26 protein-coding genes are annotated in these 25,209 nt (G+C 58.9%); 12 read left to right on the plus strand and 14 right to left on the minus strand.

The window, feature by feature from the left end:
• Positions 1-7: 7 nt before the first annotated feature.
• Positions 8-475 (minus strand): nuclear transport factor 2 family protein, encoded by a 468-nt coding sequence (locus FY206_RS11845; RefSeq protein WP_032640358.1) that lies wholly within the window; start codon positions 473-475, stop codon positions 8-10.
• 104 nt (positions 476-579) lie between these two features.
• On the opposite strand from FY206_RS11845, the gene FY206_RS11850 reads away from it, so the two are divergent.
• A complete protein-coding gene (locus FY206_RS11850) occupies positions 580-1,161 on the plus strand; it encodes a TetR/AcrR family transcriptional regulator (RefSeq protein WP_032640355.1) in 582 nt (193 codons plus the stop codon).
• A 91-nt stretch (positions 1,162-1,252) separates the two neighbouring features.
• Here FY206_RS11850 and FY206_RS11855 read toward each other — a convergent pair whose 3' ends face one another.
• Positions 1,253-2,023 carry a hypothetical protein gene (locus FY206_RS11855; RefSeq protein WP_032640353.1) on the minus strand — a complete coding sequence of 257 codons (771 nt, stop codon included), beginning with the start codon at positions 2,021-2,023 and terminating at the stop codon, positions 1,253-1,255.
• A 1-nt stretch (position 2,024) separates the two neighbouring features.
• Positions 2,025-2,222: a hypothetical protein gene (locus FY206_RS11860; protein ID WP_032639280.1), complete on the minus strand. Its 198-nt coding sequence runs from the start codon at positions 2,220-2,222 to the stop codon at positions 2,025-2,027.
• A gap of 256 nt (positions 2,223-2,478) precedes the next feature.
• Between FY206_RS11860 and FY206_RS11865 the strand changes: the two genes are divergently transcribed.
• From FY206_RS11865 to FY206_RS11900, 8 genes are read left to right on the plus strand one after another with little or no spacing between them, the layout of a single operon-like run.
• A complete protein-coding gene (locus FY206_RS11865; protein ID WP_032640351.1) occupies positions 2,479-2,913 on the plus strand; it encodes a nuclear transport factor 2 family protein in 435 nt (144 codons plus the stop codon).
• Positions 2,910-3,629, plus strand: coding sequence for an SDR family NAD(P)-dependent oxidoreductase (locus tag FY206_RS11870; RefSeq protein ID WP_032640349.1), 720 nt, complete (start codon positions 2,910-2,912; stop codon positions 3,627-3,629). The genes FY206_RS11865 and FY206_RS11870 overlap by 4 nt, the downstream gene beginning before the upstream one ends.
• Positions 3,626-4,885, plus strand: a complete 1,260-nt coding sequence (locus tag FY206_RS11875) for an NAD(P)/FAD-dependent oxidoreductase (RefSeq protein ID WP_077064338.1) — start codon at positions 3,626-3,628, stop codon at positions 4,883-4,885. The genes FY206_RS11870 and FY206_RS11875 overlap by 4 nt, the downstream gene beginning before the upstream one ends.
• Position 4,886: 1 nt before the next feature.
• Entirely contained in the window at positions 4,887-5,609 is a 723-nt protein-coding gene (locus tag FY206_RS11880; protein ID WP_032640347.1) for a DUF1365 domain-containing protein, read from the plus strand.
• Entirely contained in the window at positions 5,606-6,826 is a 1,221-nt protein-coding gene (locus tag FY206_RS11885) for an SAM-dependent methyltransferase (protein ID WP_045890299.1), read from the plus strand. Before FY206_RS11880 ends, FY206_RS11885 begins: the two co-directional genes overlap by 4 nt.
• The gene (locus FY206_RS11890) at positions 6,823-7,308 is read left to right on the plus strand and encodes a DUF2878 domain-containing protein (protein WP_032640345.1); all 486 of its coding nucleotides are present in this window, start codon (positions 6,823-6,825) and stop codon (positions 7,306-7,308) included. The genes FY206_RS11885 and FY206_RS11890 overlap by 4 nt, the downstream gene beginning before the upstream one ends.
• Positions 7,305-7,829, plus strand: coding sequence for a hypothetical protein (locus tag FY206_RS11895; RefSeq protein ID WP_032640343.1), 525 nt, complete (start codon positions 7,305-7,307; stop codon positions 7,827-7,829). The genes FY206_RS11890 and FY206_RS11895 overlap by 4 nt, the downstream gene beginning before the upstream one ends.
• Positions 7,826-8,353 (plus strand): DUF3833 domain-containing protein, encoded by a 528-nt coding sequence (locus FY206_RS11900; RefSeq protein ID WP_032640340.1) that lies wholly within the window; start codon positions 7,826-7,828, stop codon positions 8,351-8,353. The genes FY206_RS11895 and FY206_RS11900 overlap by 4 nt, the downstream gene beginning before the upstream one ends.
• A 97-nt stretch (positions 8,354-8,450) precedes the next feature.
• Here the strand turns inward: FY206_RS11900 and FY206_RS11905 are convergent, their stop codons facing one another.
• The 3 genes from FY206_RS11905 to FY206_RS11915 form a co-directional block, all read right to left on the minus strand.
• Positions 8,451-9,593 carry an IS481 family transposase gene (locus FY206_RS11905; RefSeq protein ID WP_423751907.1) on the minus strand — a complete coding sequence of 381 codons (1,143 nt, stop codon included), beginning with the start codon at positions 9,591-9,593 and terminating at the stop codon, positions 8,451-8,453.
• 144 nt (positions 9,594-9,737) lie between these two features.
• Positions 9,738-10,196 carry a DMT family transporter gene (locus tag FY206_RS11910; protein ID WP_032640337.1) on the minus strand — a complete coding sequence of 153 codons (459 nt, stop codon included), beginning with the start codon at positions 10,194-10,196 and terminating at the stop codon, positions 9,738-9,740.
• A gap of 3 nt (positions 10,197-10,199) precedes the next feature.
• Positions 10,200-10,634 carry a DMT family transporter gene (locus FY206_RS11915; RefSeq protein ID WP_032640335.1) on the minus strand — a complete coding sequence of 145 codons (435 nt, stop codon included), beginning with the start codon at positions 10,632-10,634 and terminating at the stop codon, positions 10,200-10,202.
• A gap of 99 nt (positions 10,635-10,733) precedes the next feature.
• On the opposite strand from FY206_RS11915, the gene FY206_RS11920 reads away from it, so the two are divergent.
• Complete coding sequence (locus tag FY206_RS11920; RefSeq protein ID WP_032640333.1) at positions 10,734-11,666, plus strand: LysR family transcriptional regulator; 933 nt, start codon at positions 10,734-10,736, stop codon at positions 11,664-11,666.
• Positions 11,667-11,670: 4 nt separating this feature from the next.
• Here FY206_RS11920 and FY206_RS11925 read toward each other — a convergent pair whose 3' ends face one another.
• Positions 11,671-12,699, minus strand: a complete 1,029-nt coding sequence (locus FY206_RS11925; RefSeq protein WP_032640331.1) for a methionine synthase — start codon at positions 12,697-12,699, stop codon at positions 11,671-11,673.
• 23 nt (positions 12,700-12,722) lie between these two features.
• Positions 12,723-13,697 (minus strand): DUF1852 domain-containing protein, encoded by a 975-nt coding sequence (locus FY206_RS11930; RefSeq protein ID WP_032640328.1) that lies wholly within the window; start codon positions 13,695-13,697, stop codon positions 12,723-12,725.
• 353 nt (positions 13,698-14,050) lie between these two features.
• Between FY206_RS11930 and FY206_RS11935 the strand changes: the two genes are divergently transcribed.
• Positions 14,051-14,590, plus strand: a complete 540-nt coding sequence (locus FY206_RS11935; RefSeq protein WP_032640327.1) for a DUF2058 domain-containing protein — start codon at positions 14,051-14,053, stop codon at positions 14,588-14,590.
• A gap of 7 nt (positions 14,591-14,597) precedes the next feature.
• Here the strand turns inward: FY206_RS11935 and FY206_RS11940 are convergent, their stop codons facing one another.
• Together FY206_RS11940 and azoR are read right to left on the minus strand one after the other, a co-directional pair.
• Entirely contained in the window at positions 14,598-15,284 is a 687-nt protein-coding gene (locus FY206_RS11940; protein WP_032640325.1) for an RluA family pseudouridine synthase, read from the minus strand.
• 89 nt (positions 15,285-15,373) lie between these two features.
• Positions 15,374-15,979, minus strand: a complete 606-nt coding sequence (azoR, locus tag FY206_RS11945) for an FMN-dependent NADH-azoreductase (RefSeq protein WP_008502313.1) — start codon at positions 15,977-15,979, stop codon at positions 15,374-15,376.
• Positions 15,980-16,183: 204 nt separating this feature from the next.
• On the opposite strand from azoR, the gene hrpA reads away from it, so the two are divergent.
• Positions 16,184-20,086, plus strand: a complete 3,903-nt coding sequence (hrpA, locus tag FY206_RS11950; RefSeq protein ID WP_032640323.1) for an ATP-dependent RNA helicase HrpA — start codon at positions 16,184-16,186, stop codon at positions 20,084-20,086.
• An 84-nt stretch (positions 20,087-20,170) separates the two neighbouring features.
• Here the strand turns inward: hrpA and FY206_RS11955 are convergent, their stop codons facing one another.
• The 4 genes from FY206_RS11955 to FY206_RS11970 all read right to left on the minus strand — a co-directional run bounded on the left by FY206_RS11955 (position 20,171) and on the right by FY206_RS11970 (position 25,037).
• The gene (locus FY206_RS11955; RefSeq protein WP_032640321.1) at positions 20,171-20,830 is read right to left on the minus strand and encodes an O-methyltransferase; all 660 of its coding nucleotides are present in this window, start codon (positions 20,828-20,830) and stop codon (positions 20,171-20,173) included.
• A gap of 73 nt (positions 20,831-20,903) precedes the next feature.
• Entirely contained in the window at positions 20,904-22,283 is a 1,380-nt protein-coding gene (locus FY206_RS11960) for an efflux transporter outer membrane subunit (RefSeq protein ID WP_032640319.1), read from the minus strand.
• Positions 22,283-23,362, minus strand: coding sequence for an HlyD family secretion protein (locus tag FY206_RS11965; protein ID WP_032640317.1), 1,080 nt, complete (start codon positions 23,360-23,362; stop codon positions 22,283-22,285). The genes FY206_RS11960 and FY206_RS11965 overlap by 1 nt, the downstream gene beginning before the upstream one ends.
• Positions 23,363-23,384: 22 nt before the next feature.
• Entirely contained in the window at positions 23,385-25,037 is a 1,653-nt protein-coding gene (locus FY206_RS11970) for an MFS transporter (RefSeq protein WP_032640315.1), read from the minus strand.
• Positions 25,038-25,209: the final 172 nt, after the last annotated feature.

The raw sequence follows: 25,209 nt of genomic DNA on the forward strand, positions 1-25,209 counted from the left end.
GAAAATCCTATAACCCCAGGTCGCTCAGCGAAGGGTGATCGTCCGGGCGTCTGCCCAGCGGCCAGTGGAACAGGCGCTCGGATTCTTTTATCGGCATATCGTTTACGCAGGCAAAACGACGCTTCATCAACCCGTCCGGTTCGAACTCCCAGTTTTCATTGCCGTAAGAGCGGAACCAGTTGCCGGAATCATCATGCCATTCATAGGCATAGCGCACCGCGATCCGGTTATCCGTAAATGCCCAGAGCTCTTTAATCAGGCGATAGTCCAGCTCTTTTTTCCATTTTCGCTCCAGGAAGCCCTGCGCCTGCTCACGGTTGGTGGCGAATTCTGCGCGGTTACGCCACTGGGTATCCAGCGTATAGGCCAGCGCAACTTTCGCCGGGTCGCGACTGTTCCAGCCATCTTCTGCCAGCCTGACTTTTTCGATGGCGCTTTCACGGGTGAAGGGCGGTAAAGGAGGACGTGTATTCATGGCGATAACCTCAGTGTGATTTAATGTAGACAGATCTGTCTACTTGCTGTAATCTATGCCTGAAAAATAACGCTGTCAACACCCTTTTTGAGGCCGTCGAAAAAATGAAAACAGAACCCGCAAGCAACGAAACAAAAATCAGCGTCAGGGATAAGATATTACGTACCGCTCACGATCTGTTTTATTCCACGGGCTTCAGGGCGACGGGGGTGGATACGCTGATTAAAGAGGCGAAAGTAACGAAGGTGACGTTTTATCGCCATTTTCCGAGCAAAAGTTTACTTATTCTCGCCTATTTACACTATCGACATGAAATATGGATTAACTGGTTTGAGGCCACGCTGCGTCGACATCTCGATGAGGGCGAAATACCTGCTGATGCGATTTCTGCAACGCTCTACGAATGGTTTATTTCGCCCGAGTTCCACGGCTGCGCGTTTATTAATGCCAGCGCAGAAGCCAAATCCGAAGAGATTGAAAGCGAAATAAAAGAGATATGCCGCGAGCATAAATCCGACACCAGAAAAATCATTGCGCTGCTGATGGGCATAGCTGATGAGCAGATCGTTAATCAAATCATGTTGTTGGTTGACGGCGCCATTATCCATGCACAAATGGGCATGGATACAGATGCAGTAATAAGCCCATTAAAAACGGGTATCAGATTGCTGACAACGTACAAATAATGAGTTTTCCCCATCGACGCTGCGCCTGCACGGGCCTACAAACGGCTCAGAATCGTAGGCCGGGTAAGCGCAGCGCCACCCGGCTTTAGTATCAACGATCCTTCACGTCCCGCTGTGCCAGCGACAGCGCGCTGGCGCTGGCGGGATCGAACAGTGAAATGCTCTCAATCTGATTGAGCAAAATCACCTTGCGGAACGACATGGCGCTGCGGGGTTCGGAGTCGAGCGTGATGTCATGCTCCGCATACCACCTGCTGTAATTATTCTCGATGCGCATATTCATCGTCTTCGCGTCTCTGTACCCGCTCAACATCGGGATCAGCACGATATTGGCCGTTTTTTCATATTCCAGCGTCGCGGTGTGGATCATGCCGACGTAAATTCGCCTCGACCGGAGCGTCACCTGCGCCAGCTCGCCTTGCTCCATGCACTGGTACAGCAGTTGTTCAATTCCGCTCGACTGGGCAAGACGCTTGTAGAGCTTTTTCCGGCTTTCGCCGTCCAGCCTCGCGCTGCCCGCCCAGTTAGAGCGGTACAGGCAAAACAGAATGGCAAACGCCAGCATCACGACCACCGGCGCCTGAATGCCTAAAAAACTCCAGTTCATAAAGTCGATTTGCCAGTCGGTGTATTTCGGTGAGGCAAAGTGAAAGGCGTTATTGGCGGCGGAAAGGACAAGCAGAAGCAGCCAGAGCAGCCCCGTAGCAATCACGCCCTGCAGAACGAAGATACAGCCGTACAGCGCCACAAGGAAATAAACGTCCCAGCCAAAGGAGCGTTTGATTTTAAAGCGGGTCGACAGATCGCGACTGGTGTACCAGTACCCGCACACCATCAGCACCATAAATATCGCCGTTCCCATATCAGGCCCTCTTCAGCGTGTTGACGTGACGCAGAAAATCCTGCCGCACCTCGTTGCTTTTGTAGTTCACCGAGGCGTTCCCGTCCTGGTCGATAATGATGCGATCGCCATCTTCAACGGCTTCAATAATTTCCTGCTGGCTCATTACCTGGAGCAGGGACTCGGGGCTGGAGAAAAGGGAGAAAAAGAAACGTTTCACGAGGGCATCCTGATGAATAAAAAGGATAAGCCTGGAAGAAGACCGGCGAGTTTGCCTTAAGGATATCCTGAAAGTTAAAGCCGGGTGGCGGCTGCGCCTTACCCGGCCTACAAAACCCACTCTTTTGCACGACTTTAAATTATTGATATATATTAAAAATAAAAAATAGGTCATCACAAACTTGGACAAATAACGTTAATTGTGTAAGTTTTAATTATGCGATTACGCCACGTTGTATACAGCCAGGATGTGACCCATGAGCACGTTGCCCTCTGTCGTGAATCGGTTTGTTGATTACTACGCCGCGCTGGATAGCCAGCCGCCGTCCGCGCTGGTTGGACTTTATGATGCGAACGCCACGCTTATCGATCCGTTCGGCGAGCATGACGGGATTTTCGCGCTTCAGCGCTATTTCACCCATTTACTGGCCAACGTCGAGCATTGCCGTTTTACCATCGATGACCCACTGTGCGGCGAAAACCGGTTTGTCGTCACCTGGGTGATGCACTGGTCGCACCCGCGCATTGCCGGGGGAGAGCCGCTCGAACTGCCGGGCTGTTCGGTCGTTGAGACCAAAAACGACCTCATCACGCGCCAGCGCGACTACTACGATGCGGGTGAGATGATCTACGAACATCTTCCCCTGCTTGGCTGGGCGGTTCGCGGCGTGAAGCGGAGGGTCAAATCATGAAGACGGTACTGATTACCGGCGCAAGCTCGGGTATCGGTGCCGGGCTGGCGAAATCCTTCTCCGCTGACGGCTACCATGTGATTGCCTGCGGGCGCGATCCGGCGCGTCTGGAAGCACTGCATAAAACCTGTCCCAACCTCACCGTTCGCCTGTTCGATATGACAGACAGGGACGCCTGTCGCCAGGCGCTGACCGGCAGCTACGCCGATCTGATTATTCTCTGCGCCGGTACCTGCGAATATCTCGACGGAGGCGTGGTGGATGCGGCGCTGGTGGAGCGGGTAATGGCGACAAATTTCCTCGGCCCGGTGAACTGTATTGAGGCGCTGCAGCCGCAGCTGGTCGCGGGAAACCGCGTGGTGCTGGTGAGCTCCATGGCCCACTGGCTGCCTTTTCCTCGGGCAGAGGCCTACGGCGCGTCCAAAGCGGCGCTGAGCTGGTTTGCCGAGAGCCTGCGCCTGGACTGGGAGCCAAAAGGGATTGCCGTCACGCTGGTCTCTCCGGGTTTTGTTGACACGCCGCTGACGCAAAAAAACGATTTTGCCATGCCCGGAAGGGTGAGCGTTGACGAGGCGGTCAAGGCGATCCGTACCGGCCTGGCGGCAGGGAAAATGCATATCGCGTTTCCCACCGGGTTTGGCTTCATTTTGCGGCTGCTCTCCGGGCTGCCCGCGTCTCTTCAGCGCGCGCTGCTGCGCAGGATGGTGCGTTCATGAACATTGCGATTATCGGCAGCGGCATTGCCGGGCTCACCTGCGCCTGGCGGCTGGCCGGGCACCATCAGGTTACCCTGTTCGAGGCGGGATCCACGCCGGGCGGCCATACCGCAACGGTGGACGTATCGACGCCGCAGGGTAACTATGCGATCGACACCGGGTTTATCGTCTACAACGACCGCACCTATCCGCGCTTTATGGGCCTGCTCAGCGAGCTGGGCATCAGCGGGCAAAAAACGCAGATGAGCTTTTCGGTGCACAATCCGGCGACGGGGCTTGAGTACAACGGCCACACGCTGACGTCGCTGTTTGCCCAGCGCCGAAACCTGGTGAATTCGGCATTCTGGCGGCTGCTCGGCGAGATCGTCCGCTTCAATCGTCTGGCAAAACGGGCGCTGGAGGGGGAGGTCGACCCTAACGCCACGCTGGAGACGTTTTTGCAACAGCACGGCTTCACGCCGTTTTTTGCGCGCCACTACATTCTGCCGATGGGGGCCGCCATCTGGTCGTCGTCGCTGCAGGAGATGAAGCGTTTCCCGCTGCCGCTCTTTTTACGTTTCTTCCAGAACCACGGCCTGCTGGATATTACCCAGCGCCCGCAGTGGTACGTGGTGCCGGGGGGCTCGCGGGAGTATATCCGCGCCATGCTCGACAAGCTGGGGGACCGGCTTACGCTGCGCCTCAACGCGCCGGTGCAGCGTGTGGCCCGCCACGAGCACGGCGTGACGCTTCAGCTCGAAAACGGCAGCCATACCTTCGATCGGGTGATTTTTGCCTGCCACTCCGCCCAGGCCCTGGCGATGCTTGATGACCCGACGCCCGCAGAGCGCGAGGTGCTGGGCGATATCGGCTGGCAGCGCAACGAGGTGGTGTTACACAGCGATCCGCGCTGGCTGCCGGTGCGCAAGCGCGCGTGGGCCAGCTGGAACTACCGTCTGGGCGCTCGGGAGCAGGCCAGCGCCTGCGTGACTTACAACATGAACATTCTGCAGGGGCTGCCAGAGGGGAGCCCGCTGTTCTGCGTCACCCTGAATCCGGACGCACCGGTGGATGAACGTTTCGTTCTGCAGCGCTTTGTCTATGAACACCCGCTGTTTAATCCGCAAAGCTGGCGGGCGCAGGCCCGGCGCGGCGAGATCAACGGTCACCGGCTGAGCTGGTACTGCGGAGCGTACTGGTACAACGGTTTCCATGAAGACGGCGTGCGCAGCGCGCTGGACGTGGTGAATGCCATCGCCGCCGGAGAGGGGAACTGAAATGAACAGCTGCCTCTATCACGGCGTACTGCGCCACCGCCGCCTCCAGCCGAAAAACCACGAATTCAGCTACAGCGTCTTTATGGCCTGGCTTGATCTTGACGAGCTGGCGCTGCTGCCGTCCGTCGGGGTGCGGCGCAATCGCTTTGCCGCCGCCTCGTTCCATGACGCGGACTATCCGCTCGGCGCGCCGCTCAAGGAGAACGTGCTGAGCAGGCTGGAGAGCCTGACCGGCGAGCGTACGGACGGGCGGGTCATGCTTCTGACGCAGCTGCGCTATTTCGGCTTTCACTTCAATCCGGTCAACTTTTACTACTGCTACGACGGGAAGGGAACGCTGCGCTGGGTGCTGGCGGAGGTGCGTAACACGCCGTGGAACCAACGCCATTACTATGCCGTCAACGGACAGGATGCGCAGCCCACGGAAAAAGCGTTTCACGTTTCCCCCTTTAACCCGATGGACATGATGTATCACTGGCGCTTTAACGCCCCCGATAACACGCTGCATATGCATATTGAAAACCATCAGGATGAGAAGGTCTTTGACGCCACGCTGGCGCTGCGTCGGGAGCCGTTGACGCGCCCGGCGCTACGCTCGCTGCTGCTGCGCATCCCCCTGATGACCCTGAAAACCGTTTTTGCCATTTACTGGCAGGCGCTGCGGCTGTGGCTCAAGCGCGTGCCGCTGTATAACCATCCCGTCAGCAGGAGTGAACGCTCATGACCGATCCCGTCTTTGCGCTAGAACCCGATATCCCGCGCAACGTCCGCATCGCGCGATGGCTGCTGTTTCGTCTGTTAAGCGGCATTCGCGGCGGCTCGCTCACCCTGCGTGAAGGCGCGCAGACCTTTCATTTTGGTGAGACATCCTCCAGGCTGCACGCCGACGTGCAGATCCTTACGCCCGGCGTCTACTGGCGCGTCTTGACGGGCGGGAGCCTTGCTGCGGCAGAAGCCTGGATGGACGGGGAATGGGAAACCGCGCAGCTCACGCCGCTTCTGGAGCTGCTGGCCCTGAATAGCGACGTGCTTGGCCGTCTGGAAAAAGGCTTTCGCCTGCTCGGCCGACCGCTGGAACGTTTACGCCACTGGACGCGGCGTAACTCCCGCGCCCAGGCGCGCGAAAATATTGCCGCCCATTACGATCTGGGCAACACCTTTTATGCCCACTTTCTGGATGAAGAGCTGCTTTACTCCAGCGCGCTGTTTACCGCCGATGAGCAGGATCTCACGGCGGCTCAGCAGGCCAAAATGGCGCGTCTGTGCGACCAGCTGGCGCTAGGCCCGACTGACCATCTGCTGGAAATCGGCACCGGCTGGGGGGCGATGGCGGAATTTGCCGCCCGTCACTACGGCTGTCGGGTGACCACCACCACGCTGTCGCAGGAGCAATATAACTGGGCGACCGAGCGGATCGCCCGCGCCGGGCTGCAGGACCGGGTTGAGGTGCTGCTCTGCGACTATCGCGACCTCACCGGCCAGTACGACAAGCTGGTCTCTATAGAGATGATTGAAGCAGTGGGGCAACGCTATTTGCCCACGTTCTTCCGCACCTGCCAGGCGCGGCTGCGCCCCGGGGGTCGGATGGCGATTCAGGCCATTACCATTCAGGACCAGCGCTATCGCGACTACAGCAAAAGCGTCGATTTCATCCAGCGCTACATTTTTCCCGGCGGCTTCCTGCCGAGCATTACGGCGATGAACGAGCTGATGACGCGCCACACCGATTTCGTGGTGCGCAACCTCTTCGACATGGGGCCAGACTATGCCCGCACGCTGGCACACTGGCGGCAGCGCTTCGTCCACGCCTGGCAGGAGATTGAAAAGCTCGGCTTCGATGACCGGTTCCGCCGGATGTGGCTGTACTACTTTGGCTACTGCGAAGCCGGGTTCAACGCTCGCACCATCAGCGTGGTGCAGCTGACCGCCGAGCGCGTATGAGACGTTATCTTCAGGTCTTCCTGCTGGCCGTCGCGTTCGATCTTTACTGGGCGCTGGTGGTTATCTTTCGCGAAAAGGGCCTGATTACCTGGTTCGCGCTGGCGATCCTGGCGTGCCTGCTTTTGCCGTCAACGTACCGTTTTTACGCTCTCGGGCTTGCGGCGGCGGGCAGCCTGCTTGACGCGCTCTGGGCCTTGACCGGGCTGATTGCCTTCACGGGCGAGTCCGTAATGCCGCTATGGATGGTGGCGCTGTGGCTGATGTTCGCCACGGTCTGGACGCAGCTGACGCGCACCACCACGTTACCCGGCTGGCTGCTGACCCTACTGGCCGCCGTGGGCGGGCCGGTGGCCTACCTGTTTGGCGAGAGGCTGGGGGGGATTACGTTTCTGGAGCCAACCTTTATCGTCGTCAGCTGGATGGCACCGGGCTGGCTGGTGCTAATGCTGTTTTTCCACCTGCTAATGGGGAGACAAAAATGAGAGCTGCGGTTCTGCTGTTTTGGCTGGCGCTGGTGGTTCCCGTTGCGCAGTCCGCCGACTGGCTGGCCTGGCGGAAGGTGGGCGACGCCACGCTCACCTGGGGACCGTTCACCGTCTATACCTCTCAGCTGCGCACGCCGGATGGCCGTTACAGCGGGGAGAATCAGGATCAGGCGCTGATAATTACCTACGCGCGCGACATCGATCGGGGCGAGCTGGTTGAGGCGACCCGCGACCAGTGGCAGGCGCAGGGCATCCTGGCGCAGGAGCCGCAAAGTGAAGCCTGGCTGCGGATGCTTGAGTCGCTGTGGCCGGATGTGCGACCGGGCTCGCAGCTGGCGTTTGTTCTCAATAATAAGCAGGGGCAGTTCTGGTATCGCGAGCCGACGACCCAAAAAACCTTTATCCCACTCGGATCGCGCCAGTCAGAGGCGTTCAGCACCCGCTTTCTGGCCATCTGGCTTGATCCCCGCACGCAATATCCTGAACTGCGTCAGCAGTTAATCGGAGGCCAAAAATGAAACGTATTCTGATGATGGCGCTGGCATTGACGATGCTGCTGGCGGGCTGTAGCACCGAGGTGGCCGAGTATAAAGAGCAGCAGCCTCGGCTTGATATCTTCCACTATTTCCAGGGCAAAACCGAAGCGTGGGGCATGGTGCAGGATCGCAGCGGTAAACAGCTCCGCCGCTTTCACGTGGAGATTGCCGGGGATGTTATCGGCGATACGCTGACGCTGAATGAGCACTTTGTCTACGACGATGGCGAGAAGCAGCAGCGGGTCTGGCATATCCGTCGGCTGGGGAACGATCGCTACGAAGGAACGGCGGGGGATATCGAGGGAGTTGCCACGGGGCAGGCCGCAGGCAACGCCTTTAACTGGCATTACAGCATGAACGTGAAGGCCAACGGCAGCACCTGGCTGCTGAAGTTCGACGACTGGATGTACCTGCAGGATGAGACGCATCTGTTTAATAAGACCGAGCTGAAGAAGCTGGGCGTCACCGTCGCCACGGTGACGTTGTTCTTTACTCGTAAAGCGTGATGATGCGAGCAGTGAACGATCCCCTCACCCTAACCCTCTCCCCATGTACGGTCCGGGGACATGGTAGACAGGTGTTCGGGGACATGGTGAACACTTTTTAACATCCTTTACCCATGGTGATCGACTTTTTCTTCAGGTCGATCACCCCCACTTTCGTGCTGTACCACCACACTTCATAGCAGCCATCCTCCTGCGTCTCCTTCAGCCCCACCCGTTCTCCCCTGAACGCCTTTCCTGCATTCAGACTGGCTCCCTGTAAGCTCAGCTTCCCGCTGATATCCACTTTCCTGACCAGCACACCTTCATCGTATTCCGGGGGCGTCACGCTGCCGCTGTACTGCCGCCCAGACGGCTGATAGCGTGAGGCCGGGACCGCCATATCCAGCGCCTCGTGCGGGCGTTCAAGGTTATAGACCGTCCGCCAGTGGTCAAAGGCACGCTGCAGCTCGCCGCTGTCCGCGAACCATTTCCCCTGCAGCACTTCCGCCTTCAGGCTGCGGTGAAAACGCTCCAGCTTGCCCTGCGTCTGCGGATGATATGGCCGGGAGTGACCCACCTTAATACCCAGACGCATCAGCCACAGCTCCAGCGCCGTCCAGATGCCGGTTGTGTCGCCCCACGGTGAGCCGTTATCCATCGTCATCCGGTCCGGCAGGCCGTAGCGTTCAAAGACGCTGACCAGCTGTTGCTGCACGGTCTCACGCCGTTCATCGGTACAGTGTGTGAGGCACAGGGAAAAACGGGAGTGGTCGTCGAGCAGGGTGAGCGGATGGCAGCGGCCGCCGCCAAAGGGGAAGTGCCCCTTAAAATCCATCTGCCAGAGCCGGTTCGGGGCGTCATGTTCGAACCGTCCGGTGGCCGGAATACCCGGAGCCGTGCCGGGCAGCAGGCCGTGACGGGCCATCAGGTTATGGACAGTGCTGAAGGCAGGCATACGGTGTCCCTGGTCTTCCAGCCAGCGCTTAATCTTGCGGGCGCCCCAGCGTTCATGACGGTCATGGGCCATGCGCAGCAGGGCGGTGACGTCGTCAGACGAGCGGTTGGGGGAATGATGCGGCGTGCGGGGGCGGTCCTGCAGGCCGGGTTCGCCCTCGACAGCCCAGCGCTGAAGCCACTTGTAGCCGGTAGCAGGTGAAATGCCGTAGCGGCGGCAGAGGGAACGGATGTTCGCCCCGTCCTGCGAGGCGAACAAAACAAACTCGGTACGTAATGACATGGTATCTCTCGCATCCCACGGCATAAGCGACTCCATAAACGGGTTCTTATGCCTTAGTTGTAAGTGTCTACCATGTCCCCGAACAAGTGTTCACTATGTCCCCGGACTGTACACCCCAAAGGGGCGAGGGAACAGTGTCGTGCCTACGTTCAACCCGAGGATATCATGTCATGCCCTGTCGGCACTGGATTTGCTACCCGAGTATATAAAGACAAGCGCAATCCCCAGGCAGACCACCGCCCCCAGACGGCTCGGCGAAAAGGGAATGGCCGCATTACCCAGCCAGCCAAAGTTATCAATCAGCATGCTCATGGTGAGCTGGCCGAAGATCACCGCCACCGTGGCGACGGCGGTCCCGATGCGCTGTACGGCAAGCACCATAATCACGATATAGGGCACGCCAAACATCGCCCCGAGGAGCTGCCATTTCGGCACGTCCAGCAGCGTGGCCGCCTGCTTAGGTTCAAAGAAGAAAATGAGCAGGGCGGTCACCAGCGCGCCGACGGAAAAGGTCAGAAACGCGCTTTTAAACACGCCCACGCTGTTGCCGAGCTGGCCGTTAATGACGGCCTGAATGCTCAGCGTCGCGCCGCCGCAGACGGCCAGAAGAATCATAATCAATGTCATACGTTACCCCTGCGCGACCAGAACCAGTGCCGCAATGATGAACCCCAGCGCAATAATGCGCTTCCCGTTGATCTTCCTGTGCGGCGTACCCAGCAGGCCGTAGTGGTCAATGATCAGGCTTTTAAAGACCTGGCCTGCCAGAATGCCAATCATGGTCATGGCGATGCCGATGGCGGGAGTCGCCACGGTCAGGATGACCACGTATACCGGACCGAGCACCCCGCCGAGCAGCTGCCAGCCCGGCTGGGCGAAAAACGACGGGCTGTTGCGCGGGCTGAAAAACAGCATCAGCAGAAACGTCAGCGCGGCGCCGACGCCAAAAATGCTGAAGGTCGCCCATAAGTCCCCAACTTTTCCTCCCAGCGGCCCCAGCAGTCCCGCCTCGACGGAGAGGCCCATCCCGCCTGCAACCACCAGTAAAATCAAAATAATTTGCATAACACATGCTCTCTTGTTGTTCAGGCGACGAAGAATACGGCGTATCAACAGTGAGAAAAATGCCATAATGCAGGAAACACCTTTGCAGGAAATGCATTAATGATCGATGCCGGAAATATCAGTATTCGCGCGCTGCTGATTTTCAACGCGGTTTATGAATCGCAGAATTTCTCCGTGGTTGCGCGGCGGGAAGGGATCTCCGCGTCGCAGGTATCACGAGTGATCCACCAGCTTGAGGACGCGATTGGCCAGCAGCTTTTTTATCGCAATACGCGGGCCGTGATCCCGACGGAAAGCGGCCATCTTTTTATCCGCTATGCCCGAACGATGGCGGGAAGTCTTGAGGAGGCGCGCCGGGAGCTGGATGAGCGATCTATCGAGCCCACCGGCCTGATTCGCATTAACTGCCCGGTATTTTTTGGGCAGCGTCACGTTGCCCCTGGCCTGGCGGGGCTTTCGGCGCGTTACCCCCGGCTTAACCTTGATTTGACGCTCACCGATGATTTTATCGATCCCCACCGGGATGCCGCCGACGTACTGTTCCGCATCGGCACGCTGACGGACTCCTCGTTTCACGCGCGGGTGCTTGGGCGACAGTTTTATCATCTGGCGGCGTCGCCGTCCTATCTGCAACAGCACGGCGCGCCGGACAGGCCGGAGGACCTGGCGCATCATCGCTGCCTTGTCTATCGCGGATCGTCCGGGCCTAACCGCTGGCTGATTCGCCGCAAAAATGAGGCGTGGGTTCACTACCCCGTTGCGCCGCTGATGACGTCCAACAATGCTGAAACGCTGCTGGTTGCCGCGCTGGGCGGAATGGGGATCGTGCTGTTTCCTGACTGGCTGGTAAGTGAAAGGCTAAAAAGCGGCGAGCTTGTGTCGCTCTTGCCGGAGCATGAATGTGGGATCAACACGGAGCCGCAGACCATCGCGGCGATCTACCCGAATGCGCGTCATCCGCCCCTGAACGTCAGGGCGGTGATTGATTACTACGTCGAGCGCTTTGGTACGCCGCCGTACTGGCAAACGTAAGAAATTACGCCCCGAGCTCTTTGCGAATAATCTCGGCCCCGGCGCTAAGCGCTTTCAGCTTGCCGTTCGCGACCTGACGTGAAAGCGGAGCCATGCCGCAGTTGGTTGACGGGTAAAGCTTATCCGCATCCACAAACTGCAGCGCTTTTCGCAGCGTATCGGCCACTTCCTCCGGGGTTTCATCGGCGTTGGTTGCCACGTCAATCGCGCCGACCATCACTTTTTTACCGCGGATCAGCTCCAGCAGATCCATCGGCACGCGGGAGTTGTGGCACTCCAGGGAGATGATGTCGATGTTAGAGGTCTGCAGCTTAGGGAAGGCCTCTTCGTACTGTCGCCACTCTGAGCCGAGCGTTTTTTTCCAGTCGGTATTGGCCTTGATGCCGTAGCCGTAGCAGATGTGTACGGCGGTTTCGCACTTCAGCCCTACAATGGCGCGCTCCAGCGCGGCGATGCCCCAGTCGTTGACCTCGTCAAAAAAGACGTTAAACGCCGGTTCATCAAACTGGATAATATCGACGCCTGCGGCCTCTAGCTCACGCGCTTCCTGGTTGAGAATTTTGGCAAACTCCCAGGCCAGCTTTTCGCGGCTTTTGTAGTGCGCGTCGTAAAGGGTGTCGATCATGGTCATCGGCCCCGGAAGAGCCCACTTGATGGGCTTGTCCGTCAGCTGGCGCAGGTACTTTGCATCGTCGACGAAGACCGGCTTCTGGCGCGCGACGGCGGAGACTACGGTCGGCACGCTGGCGTCATAGCGGTTACGAATGCGCACGGTCTGGCGATTCTCAAAATCCACGCCGCTCAGGTGTTCAATAAAGGTGGTCACGAAGTGCTGGCGGGTCTGCTCGCCGTCGCTGACGATATCGATTCCCGCACGGATCTGCTCGTCCAGAGACAGGCGCAGGGCATCCTGTTTACCCGCCAGCAGTTCCTGATCCTGTAATTTCCACGGGGACCACAGCGTTTCAGGTTGCGCAAGCCAGGTCGGCTTAGGCAGGCTGCCAGCCGTTGAAGTCGGGAGCAATGTTTTCATAATAAAAGACCTTTTTTGATGTATTAAAGCGTGTAGTTATCAGACCACTGCTCAAGAATGTGTTGGTAAGGCTTAATGAAGTACGCTTCGGTAAATCGACCCTGCTCAATCGCCAGCCGGCTTCGCTCTTCCCGGTCATAAACAATTTTGGTTAGGGAGTGATCCTGCTGGTTTAGATCCGGTCGGTAGTTCAGTCCCGCCGCCGAGTTGGCGTTATAAATTTCCGGGCGATAGATTTTCTGGAACGTCTCCATCGTGCTGATGGTGGCAATCAGTTCCAGATCGGTGTAGTCGCTCAGCAAGTCTCCGGTAAAGAAGAACGCGAACGGCGCCACGCTGTTTTCCGGCATGAAATAGCGCACCTTCAGGCCCATCTTCGCGAAGTACAGTTCCGTTAATGACTCGCCGTCCGGCTGATACTCAATGCCCAGCACAGGGTGCCGATTGCCGGTGCGGCGATAGGTATCCTTGCTGGAGACGCTCAGGCAAATCACCGGGCCTTTTCTGAAGTTCTCTTTGTATTCCGGTGAATTGACAAAATGGCGGAAAATATTGCCGTGCAGTTCGCCAAACTTTTCCGGAATGCTGAAGTGCGGCTGGTTCTTGTTGTGCTCCAGCAGCAGGACGCTGAAATCATAGTCCCGCACGTAAGACGAGAAGTTATTCCCGACGATGCCGGGGATACGCTGGTTGTTTTTTTTGTCGACGATGTACGTCTGCAATACCTCAATGGTCGGGAACGGCTTTTCCGTACCAATGTTTAAATCGACAGAGATGATTTCAAGCTCAACCGCGTAGCGATCGGCGTTGGGGTTATCCCAACTTGCTAAGGCGTTGAAGCGGTTGTTGATCATCACCAGCGTGTTGCGCAGGTTTTCCTGCCGTTTCTCGCCGCGCGCCAGGTTGGCAAAGTTGGTGGTGGTACGCGTATTTTCTGACGGGTTGTAATTCTCATCGAAGCAACTGCGCTTTAGGGTATATGTGAAAGTATTGCTCATTGTGGTTATGCATCCTAAGTTCATGTTGCTAAGAAGTTACCAATGCATAATTTATGCCTGAGCCCGCGGCGCAGGGGAAGTGACTTAATTTCAATGCAACATGAGCGAAGTTCATGAAGCGTGATACTCGCGTGTCGCTGCCTTCTTGCCGGGTGGCGCTGCGCTTACCCGGCCTACGGTTCAGCGTTGTTTGTAGGCCCGTGCAAGCGCAGCGCCGCCGGGCGAAGCTCGCACTGTGTCTGCAATATGTGCTTTGCCGTCGCCGTTAACCAGCTGTAGAGGATTGGCATTTTTTTATTTCTGTTCAATTCCCGCTATAATCCCCAAAATTTCCAACCGGTTTAGAAACGATCATGACAAAACTCACCTTACAAGAGCAGATGCTGAAAGCGGGCCTCGTCAGCAGCAAGAAAGCGGCGAAAGTGCAGCGCACGGCAAAGAAATCACGCGTTCAGGCGCGTGAGGCTCGGGAAGCGGTAGAAGAGAACAAGAAGGCGCAGATCGAGCGTGACAGGCTGCTGAGCGAGCAGCAGAAGCAGGCCGTGCTGGCGAAAGAGTTTAAGGCACAGGTGAAGCAGCTGATTGAGATGAACCGCATCACCGTGGCGAAAGGCAACATCACCTTTAACTTCACCGACGGCAATCTGATCAAAAAAATCGACGTCGACAAGCAAACTCAGGCTCAGCTGATCAACGGTCGTCTGGCGATTGCGCGCCTGGTGCTGAATGCCAACGGCGACTGCGAATACGCGATCATTCCGGCGGTGGTGGCGGATAAAATTGCCCAGCGCGATGCCGACAGCATCGTGTTAAACAGCGCGCTCAGCCAGGAAGAGCAGGACGAAGACGATCCGTACGCGGACTTCAAAATCCCTGACGATTTGATGTGGTAAACCCTATTCAGAACGGGGCGGCGTGGCGGGCGTTCACCGGCTCACCGCTTACGGGATGAATAAAATTCAACTCGCAGGCATGCAGCATCAGACGGGGCGCTCCCTCAGCCCCGGGCGCGTCAAGACCGCCATACAGATCGCAGCCCAGAATAGGGTGCCCCAGCTGCTGGCAGTGAATGCGCAGCTGATGGGTTCGCCCGGTCTCCGGCGTCAGTTCCACCCGCGTTAACGGCAGTCCCGTCTCCTGATAAAACCGCTCCACCACCCGATAGCGAGAGCGGGCGGGTTTACCGTTAATGGCGCAGATCGACATCAGCGGGAACAGCGTCGGGTCTTTGGCTATGGGCGCGTCTATGACTCCCTCATCGTTTTCCAGATGCCCGCAAAGCAGGGCGCTGTAGCCTTTCTCCACGCTGCGCTGGCTGAACTGCTGGCAGAGCGCGGCGTTGATGGCCTTATTGCGCGCAACCACCATCAAACCGGACGTGCCGAAATCGAGACGATGCACTAGCGTGCAGCCCGGGAAGGTCTGGACCAGACGATAGTGGACGGAGTCGAGGTTTTGCGGATTTTTACCCGAAAGACTAAGCAGGCCGGAAGGCTTATCGATCAGCAGCAGATGTTCATCCTGCCAGAGGATCTCAATGTCGTCGTGACACGGTGGGGCAATAAAAGAATCAATAATTGCAGACATCAGGCCGCCCGGCTGGAGAGTGGGAGCGGATGATAACGAAATGCGGAGAAAAGAAAAACCCTCCCACCGGGCGGTGAGAGGGGGAAATCTTAGGCAGCAACCAGGCTGTCGATCGCGGCTTTCGCGTCGGTCTGCGCTTTGGTCGCCACTTCAGGACCGTAAGCGATGCCTTCCGCGAACACGAAGTTCACGTCAGTGATGCCGATGAAGCCAAGGAACAGGCTCAGGTACGGCGCAACCAGGTCGGTTGGGGTATCTTTATGGATACCGCCGCGGCTGGTCAGCACGATCGCACGCTTGCCTTTCACCAGGCCTTCAGGGCCGTTCTCGGTGTAGCGGAAGGTTACGCCCGCGCGCGCCACCAGGTCGAAGTAGTTCTTCAGCTGGGTAGGGATGTTGAAGTTGTACATCGGGGCGTTGATCACGATAACGTCGTGCGCCTGCAGCTCAGCAATCAGCTCGTCGGACAGGGCCAGGGCTTCCTGCTGACGCGGGCTCAGCGGCGCATCGCTTGGACGCAGGGCGCCAACCAGTTCACCGTCCAGCACAGGAATTGGGTTCGCCGCCAGGTCACGCACGGTGATTTCGTCAGCGGAATGCTGTTCACGCCACTGCTCAACGAAATAATCAGACAGCTGACCAGACTGAGAGTACCCTGCCAGAATACTGGATTTCAAAACTAATACTTTGCTCATGGGTGATTCCTGTTTTGCATTTGATTGAAGGGGGTTGCCCCGTTGCTTGTTGACACTCTATTCACAATCCTGCCACAGAGATAGCGCAATATATCGAAGCCTATGTTCGAATTTTTTGAATAAGGCGCGGAAAGCGTCAATGTGGTACTCTATAGCAATCATTAAAAAGAGATTTTACCCGGCAGAGCACTGCCCATTAACGCTATGACAGAACAACAAAAATTAACCTTCCCGATGCTCCTGCAACAGCTTGATGCCCTGACGCTGCGCGACAAACAGCGCTTTGCCCGCCGTCTGCACGGCGTGAAGAAGGTTAAAAATCCTGATGCACAACAGGCCATTTACCAGGAGATGGCGAAAGAGATTGAACAGGCGGCAGGGAAGGTTGTGCTGCGCGAAGCCGCGCGTCCGGCGATTACCTACCCGGAAAACCTGCCCGTCAGCCAGAAAAAGCAGGACATCCTTGAGGCCGTCCGCGACCACCAGGTGGTGATCGTCGCGGGGGAAACCGGTTCAGGCAAAACTACCCAGCTGCCGAAAATCTGCATGGAGCTGGGGCGCGGGGTGAAAGGCCTGATTGGCCACACCCAGCCGCGTCGTCTGGCGGCGCGCACCGTCGCGAACCGTATTGCCGAAGAGCTGCAAACGGAGCCGGGCGGCTGCATCGGTTACAAGGTGCGATTCAGCGACCACGTTAGCGATAACACCATGGTCAAGCTGATGACGGACGGTATTCTGCTGGCGGAAATCCAGCAGGACAGGCTGCTGATGCAGTACGACACCATCATCATCGATGAAGCGCACGAGCGCAGCCTGAACATCGACTTCCTGCTCGGCTACCTGAAAGAGCTGCTGCCGCGTCGTCCGGATCTGAAAGTCATCATCACCTCCGCGACCATCGACCCGGAACGCTTCTCAAAGCATTTCAACAACGCGCCGATTATCGAGGTGTCAGGACGCACGTACCCGGTAGAAGTGCGCTATCGCCCGATTGTCGAGGAGGCGGACGATACCGAGCGCGACCAGCTGCAGGCCATTTTCGACGCCGTTGACGAGCTGGGCAACGAAAGTGCGGGCGACATCCTGATCTTCATGAGCGGCGAGCGCGAAATCCGCGATACCGCCGACGCGCTCAGCAAGCGCGACCTGCGGCATACGGAGATCCTGCCGCTGTACGCCCGTCTGTCGAACAGCGAGCAAAACCGCGTCTTCCAGCCGCACGGCGGGCGGCGCATCGTGCTGGCGACCAACGTGGCGGAAACCTCGCTGACCGTACCGGGGATCAAATACGTGATCGACCCGGGCACGGCGCGCATCAGCCGCTACAGCTACCGCACCAAGGTGCAGCGGCTGCCGATTGAGCCGGTTTCTCAGGCGTCCGCCAACCAGCGTAAAGGCCGCTGCGGCCGCGTGTCGGAAGGGATCTGTATTCGTCTCTATTCCGAAGACGATTTCCTGTCGCGCCCGGAGTTTACCGACCCGGAAATTCTGCGCACCAACCTGGCGTCCGTTATCCTGCAGATGACCGCCCTGGGGCTGGGCGACATCGCGGCGTTCCCGTTCGTGGAAGCGCCGGACAAACGCAACATTCAGGACGGCGTGCGCCTGCTGGAAGAGCTGGGGGCGATTACCACCGACGAGCAGGCGACGGTCTACAAGCTGACGCCGCTGGGTCGTCAGCTCAGCCAGCTGCCGGTCGACCCGCGCCTGGCGCGCATGGTGCTGGAAGCGCAGAAGCACGGCTGCGTGCGCGAGGCGATGATCATTACCTCGGCGCTCTCCATTCAGGATCCGCGCGAGCGTCCGATGGACAAACAGCAGGCGTCAGATGAAAAGCACCGTCGCTTCCACGACAAAGAGTCCGATTTCCTCGCCTTCGTGAACCTGTGGAACTACCTCGGCGAGCAGCAGAAGGCGCTCTCCTCGAACCAGTTCCGCCGCCAGTGCCGCGTGGACTTCCTCAACTACCTGCGCGTGCGCGAGTGGCAGGATATCTACACCCAGCTGCGCCAGGTGGTGAAAGAGCTGGGTATTCCGGTGAACAGCGAGCCGGCGGAGTACCGCGAGATTCATATCGCGCTGCTGACCGGCCTGCTGTCCCACATTGGGATGAAGGACGCCGAAAAGCAGGAGTATACCGGCGCGCGTAACGCCCGTTTCTCCATCTTCCCGGGTTCCGGCTTGTTCAAGAAGCCGCCGAAATGGACCATGGTCGCGGAGCTGGTGGAAACCAGCCGCCTGTGGGGGCGCATTGCAGCGCGAATCGATCCGGAATGGGTGGAGCCGGTGGCGCAGCACCTGCTAAAACGGTCGTACAGTGAACCGCACTGGGAGCGCGCGCAGGGCGCGGTGATGGCGACCGAGAAGGTGACCGTTTACGGCCTGCCGGTGGTGGCCGCGCGCAAGGTCAACTACAGCCAGATCGATCCGGCGCTCAGCCGCGAGCTGTTTATCCGCCACGCGCTGGTGGAGGGCGACTGGCAGACCCGCCACGCCTTCTTCCGTGAAAACCTCAAGCTGCGCGCCGAGGTGGAAGAGCTGGAGCATAAATCGCGTCGCCGCGACATTCTGGTGGACGACGAGGCGCTGTTCGAGTTTTACGACCAGCGGATCAGCCACGACGTGATTTCCGCCCGCCACTTCGACAGCTGGTGGAAGAAGGCCAGCAAAGAGACGCCGGACCTGCTCAACTTTGAAAAGAGCATGCTGATTAAGGAGGGGGCGGAGTCGGTCAGCAAGCTCGACTACCCAAACTTCTGGCATCAGGGCAACCTCAAGCTGCGCCTGACCTATCAGTTTGAACCGGGGGCCGACGCGGACGGCGTGACCGTCCACATTCCGCTGCCGCTGTTAAACCAGGTCGACGAGAGCGGTTTCGAGTGGCAGATCCCCGGGCTGCGCCGCGAGCTGATCATAGCGCTGATTAAATCGCTGCCGAAGCCGGTGCGCCGTAACTTTGTGCCCGCGCCAAATTACGCGGAAGCGTTTTTGGGCCGCGTCACGCCGCTGGAGCTGCCGCTGCTGGACGCGCTGGAGCGCGAGTTCCGCCGCATGACCGGCACCACCATCGACCGCGAAGACTGGAACTGGGATCAGGTGCCCGATCACCTGAAAATCAGCTTCCGCGTAGTGGATGATAAAAACAAAAAGCTGCTGGAAGGGCGTTCCCTGAGCGAGCTGAAAGAGGCGCTGAAGGGCAAGGTGCAGGAAACCCTCTCCGCCGTGGCGGACGACGGCATCGAGCAGAGCGGGCTGCACATCTGGAGCTTTGGACAGCTTCCGGAAAGCTACGAGCAGAAGCGCGGTAACTATAAGGTGAAAGCCTGGCCCGCGCTGGTGGACGAACGCGACAGCGTGGCGATCAGGCTGTTCGACAATCCACAGGAACAGCAGCAGATGATGTGGCGCGGGCTGCGTCGCCTGCTGCTGCTCAACATCCCGTCGCCGATCAAGTATCTGCACGAGAAGCTGCCGAACAAGGCCAAGCTGGGGCTGTACTTTAACCCGTACGGCAAAGTGCTGGATCTGATTGACGACTGCATCTCCTGCGGCGTGGACAAGCTGATCCACGAGGCGGGCGGCCCGGTCTGGACGGAAGAGGGCTTTGCCCAGCTTCATGAGAAGGTGCGCGCGGAGCTCAACGACACCGTGGTGGAGATTGCCAAACAGGTCGAGCAGATCCTGACCGCCGTGTTCAATATCAACAAGCGCCTGAAGGGGCGCGTGGATATGACCATGGCGCTGGGGCTGTCGGACGTGAAGGCGCAGATGGCGGGGCTGGTCTATCGCGGCTTTGTCACCGGCAACGGCTTTAAGCGCCTCGGCGATACGCTGCGCTATCTGCAGGCGATCGAAAAACGCCTGGAGAAAATGGCGGTCGATCCGCACCGCGACCGCGCGCAGATGCTGAAAGTGGAAAGCGTGCAGCAGGCGTGGCAGCAGTGGCTCAACAAGCTGCCGCCTGCCCGCCGCGACGATGACGACGTGCAGGCGATCCGCTGGATGATCGAGGAGCTGCGCGTCAGCTTCTTTGCCCAGCAGCTCGGCACGCCGTATCCGATTTCGGATAAGCGTATCCTGCAGGCGATGGAGCAGATTTCCGGCTAAGAGCCTTGCCCGGTGGCGCTGCGCTTACCGGGCCTACGGGGCGAAATGTAGGCCGGGTAAGGCGAAGCCGCCACCTGGCTTTTTTCACCCGTTCACCATCGCCAGCGTAAACCCATCCCACCCCTTAACCCCCACCGTTTGCAGCGCGGTGGCGGTTAAGCGCGGGTTATCTCCAGTCATTTCGATAAAACGCCGCACGCCCTGTACGCGCGCGTCGTCGCTTTGCCCGTTAACGACTTCACCCTCGCGCACCACGTTATCGCCGATAATCACCGTGCCGGGGCGGGAGTAATGCAGCGCCCATTCCAGATAGCCGGGATTATTGGGCTTATCGGCATCAATAAAGATCAGGTCGAACGGCGGAACGTCACCGAAATTTTCGAGCGAGCCCAGCGCCGGGCCTTCAATCAGTTCAATGCGATCGTTCAGCCCCGCGAGGTGAATATTCTGACGCGCCACGTCGGCATGCCTCGGGTCGGCCTCGAGCGTGATCAGCTTGCCGTCCGGCGGCAGGGCGCGCGCCATCCAGATTGAACTGTACGCGCCCAGCGTGCCGATCTCGAGAATGCGTTTTGCCTGCGTCATGCGCACTAACAGCGCCAGCAGCTGCCCCTGATTGGCCGCCACGTCGTGCTCGGGCAACCCGGCGCGCTTGTTGTTTTCCAGGACCCGATCCAGCACGTCATCGTCAGGAATAAGCGAAGAGATCATGAAATTATCTACTGCAGACCACTGTTGTTGCATAGAGTGACTCCTTGGATTTTTCTCTCTCCCTGAGGGAGAGGGTCGGGGTGAGGGGATCAGCGCGCAAGGCGGTTCACGCGCTCTCCCAGCCGCCGCCCAGCGCTTTATACAAATCAATCTGCGCCAGCAGCAGGTTATTTTTCACCTGCACCACGCTGGTCTGGACCGAGAACAGCGTGCGCTGCGCGTCCAGCACGTCCAGATAGGAAGAATAGCCGTTGCGATAGCGATTCTGCGCAATGCGCAGCGTCTCCTGCGCCACATCCTGCTGGGCAAGCAGCTCGGTCAGCTGTTCCCGATAGCGCGAAATGGCGTCAAGGCTGTTGTTCACTTCGGCAAACGCGTTGCGCACGGTTTTTTCATAGGCGTACAGCGCCTGGTTTCGCTGGGACTGGGAAATATCCACCTGCGCATTCAGCGCCTGGCGGTTCAGCAGCGGGGCGAGAATACTGCCCCCGACGCTCCAGAGCTGAAGCGGGTTGTCCAGCAGGCCGGAAAGGGTGCGATCCTGAATCGATCCGGTGGCGGTCAGGTTGATCGACGGCAGCAGGCTGGCGCGCGACGCGGCAAGCGTGGCATCCGCCGCCAGCAGTTGGCGTTCGGCCTGAACGATATCCGGCCGACGGTTCAGAAGCGTAGAAGGCAGCTGCGACGGCAGCGCCAGCGGCGTAAGCGCCGCAAAGCTTTCGCTGCGCGCCACGTTGCCCGGGTTGCTGCCCAGCAGCAGGCTCAGGGCATTCTCCTGCTGTGCAATCTGGTGCTGCAGCACCGGCACCTGCGCCCGCGTCGAGCGCAGTTCGGAATCCGACTGCATCAGCTCCAGGCGCGAGGTGTAGCCCGTCTCAAACTGACGCTTCGCGAGGTTAAACGCCTCTTCGCGCGATTTCAGCGTGGATTCGGTCACGCGCAGCTGTTCGTCAAGCGAGAGCAGGGTGACATAGCCGGAGGCAACGGAAGACGCGACGGTCAAATCCGCGGCGGCGGCGGCGGCTTTTTGCGCCGCCAGCGAGGCTTCGGCGGCATTGGCCGTGCTGCGGTTGACGCCCCAGATATCCACGTCGTAGCTCGCCGTCAGGCTTCCTCTGTACAGCGTGCCGTAGACCGGCAGCCCGGTCGCGGCGGATTGCGAACGGGCGCGCGTTCCCGTGACGCCCGCGTCGAGCGAGGGAAACAGGCTGCCGTCGGCCGCAAACACCCGGGCCTGATACTCGTTAATGCGTTCCCGGGCGATCAGCACGTCGCTGTTGTGCCGTAGCGCCTGGTCCACATAGCGGTTGAGATGATTGTCGTGGAAGTTGCGCCACCAGAGCTGCTCCGTCGGGCTGGCAGGCCCGGCGTCGGCTCGCCACTGGGTGGGGATGTGCAGCGTCGGCTGCGCCGGCTTGACGTCGACGGACTGGCATCCGGCAAGCAGCACCGCCACGACCAGCGCGGCTATCGGGCGCAGGATCATTACTTCGCCTCCCGCGTATCGATGGTCACCTGCACCGACATGCCCGGACGCAGCAGCGCGGAATCTTCTGGCTTGCCGAGCACCTCAATGCGCACCGGAATACGCTGGGCGATTTTGACAAAGTTGCCGGTGGCGTTGTCCGGCGTGATGGCGCTGAACTCGACGCCGGTTGCGGGAGAGATGCTCTCCACGCGGCCCTGATACGCCCTGTCGTTCAGGGCATCGACGGTGAACTTCACCGGTTGACCGACGCGCAGCTCCGCGAGCTGGGTCTCTTTAATATTGGCGATAACCCAGTGCTGAGGGGGAACCAGAGTCGTGAGATGGGTTCCGGCGGTCACATAGGCACCAAGACGCACGGCGATCTGGCCGAGCTGGCCGTCACGCGGCGCCACAATGCGGGTGTTTTGCAGATCAATCTGCGCCAGCTCCAGCGCGGCTTTGGCGTTTTCAACGTCCGCCTCCAGCGCGCCGCGATTGACGATTACCGTCTGCAGATCCTGACGCGACATCTCAAGCGTCGCCTTGGCCTGGTCGATATCGGCGCTGCCCTGGGCGGCACTGGCCAGCGCCGCGTCGCGTTCGCGAATGGAAAGCGAGCCGTCAGCCGTCAGGTCTTTTACCCGCTTTAAATCCGCCTGGGTTTTCAGGCTTTGCGCGCGGGCGTTTTTGAGCACGGCGTCATTTTTGGCAATGGTCGCTTCGGCGCTTTTGCGCTGCTGCAAGTTGTTATTGAGCGCGGCAATTTTCATCGCCAGCTGCGCCTCGGCCTGATGCACGCGCTGACGATAGATACGGTCATCAATCTGCAGCAGCAGGTCGCCTTTTTTGACCTGCACAAAGTCCTGAACATGGACCTCCGTGATATAGCCATTTACCTGCGGGCTGATAAACGTCGTTTGCCCGCGCACGTAGGCGTTATCGGTAAACTGCGCGTGGCGGGTGAACGGCGGCAGCTGCCACGCATAGAGGATCGCCAGCACGCCGACAATACCGATGGCGGCGGCGGTGAAAACGGAAACAATGCGCACATTTTTGCGGGTGTTGGCCTGCTCTTTGGCGGCATCCTGCTGACTCATAAACTCTCCAGAAATATTTCAATTATTTGTTGCCGGTGGCGTTCTTCAGCGCCATACGGGCAGTAATGCGCAGGCGCAGCAAGCGCCATAAAATCCAGACCAGCGTGGCGGCAGCGATGCTCGCCGTCAGCAGATAAGTATCGTTGTAGGCCAGAATATTCGCCTCCAGCGCGGTCACCGTTTGCAGCTGCGTAATCGCCTGCGTGCCCAGCAGCGAACTGTCGCCAATCAGGCTTTTATACATCTGGGTATAAAGCTGTATGCGCTCGTTGACCAGCGGGTTGAGCGTGGTGAGCTGGTCCGCCAGCAGGCTGGAGTGGTACTTCTCGCGCCAGGTCTGGAAGGTGCCGAGGATAGCGGATCCCAGCAGGCCGCCGAGGTTCTGGCTCATGCCAAACATCACCGAGAAGCTGACCAGGTTGCGCGGGTCGGCGATCACCCCGCCAATCGCGGCCAGCATGGCGGGCGCCAGGAAGAAGGCGCTGCCGAAGCCCAGCAGGAACTGGCTTACCATCAGCTGGTCCGGGCGGGTCAGATTATTGGACTGGCTGTCCAGCAGCGAGGCAACAATCATCAGCGCCAGGGAGGTAATAATCGGCCACGCCAGCTTCGTGGGCTTGATGGTCAGACAGCTGGTGACGATCCCGCAGACGATCCCGGCAAAAATGGACCACGCCAGGTGCGTCATCTGCTCGTTCTGCAACCCCACGTACTGCAGCCAGCCGATGACGCCGGTGTTTTGCTCTGCCAGCACGATACGGATCAGCAGCATGATCAGCCCCAGACGGACGATGCTGCCGCTCGACAGCCAGCGGGTATTCAGCAGCGGGTTGGCGCGGTTATGCTCAAAGACGATGGCCGCCACGATCAGCACCAGCGAGAGCGCCAGCGACCAGCCGATCCACGGCGCCTCGAACCACCAGTCAAGGCGGCCTAACGAGAGCACGGCGCAAAGCAGGGCCATTCCGGGTGCCATTAAAAAGAAGGTGATAAAGTCTTTTTTCTCGAAGACCTTGCGCCGGTCGCCCGGCGGCAGTTTTAAGGCTATCACGCAGGCCAGGGAGATCAGCGCCAGCCCCAGTTCGAAGAAATAGAGCCCGCGCCACTCGTCCAGCTGCAGCAGCTCGGTCGAAAACAGTCGCGCCAGCGGAATGGCGAGCGACGACCCGGTAATCCCGATGGTGAGCGCCTTCAGGCGGTGCTTCGCAGGCCACGCCTGGATCTGATAGTAAATCCCCAGCGAGCTGAGCGCGGCGGCCACCATCCCGTGCGCGGCGCGAACCATCAGCGCCGAACTGAGATCGTTCACGAACAGGTGGAAGAAGGTGACCAGCACGTACAGCACCAGAAAACCTTCCGTGAAGGCGCGCAGACCGTACTGCTGGCGGAACTTGACCAGCAGCAGGTTGATGGAGATGTTGGTCATGACATAGACCGCGGGCAGCCAGGCGATTTCGGTCGACCAGGCCCCGAAGGTCCCCTGCAGGTTTTGCAGATTGGCGGTGACCACCGCATTTCCCAGCGCCCCCGTCAGGCACACCAGCAGGCCAACCACGCCGTAGGCAATACGTTTTGGCGTACTGTGCTCGGGCGTGGAGGGCGAACCCAGCAGGGCGGGTTTCTCATGTGGCTGCCACTCGCGAGGAGCATAAGGATCGCGTTCGGGCAGGCGCATAACGTCGTTTACCTTAGAAATAATTGAATAATTAGCGGGCTAGCGATTCTACGTCTGCCGCAAATGATAATTCAAGTGAATATGATTTACGCATGTTAATCAAATGTTGAAGGTCAGTTTAAGGAAAAAGAGCGGCCGGACGTCGCCGTTGTGTTGAGAAACTGAAGTCGTT

The organism is Enterobacter chengduensis, assembly GCF_001984825.2.
Taxonomy (GTDB): domain Bacteria; phylum Pseudomonadota; class Gammaproteobacteria; order Enterobacterales; family Enterobacteriaceae; genus Enterobacter; species Enterobacter chengduensis.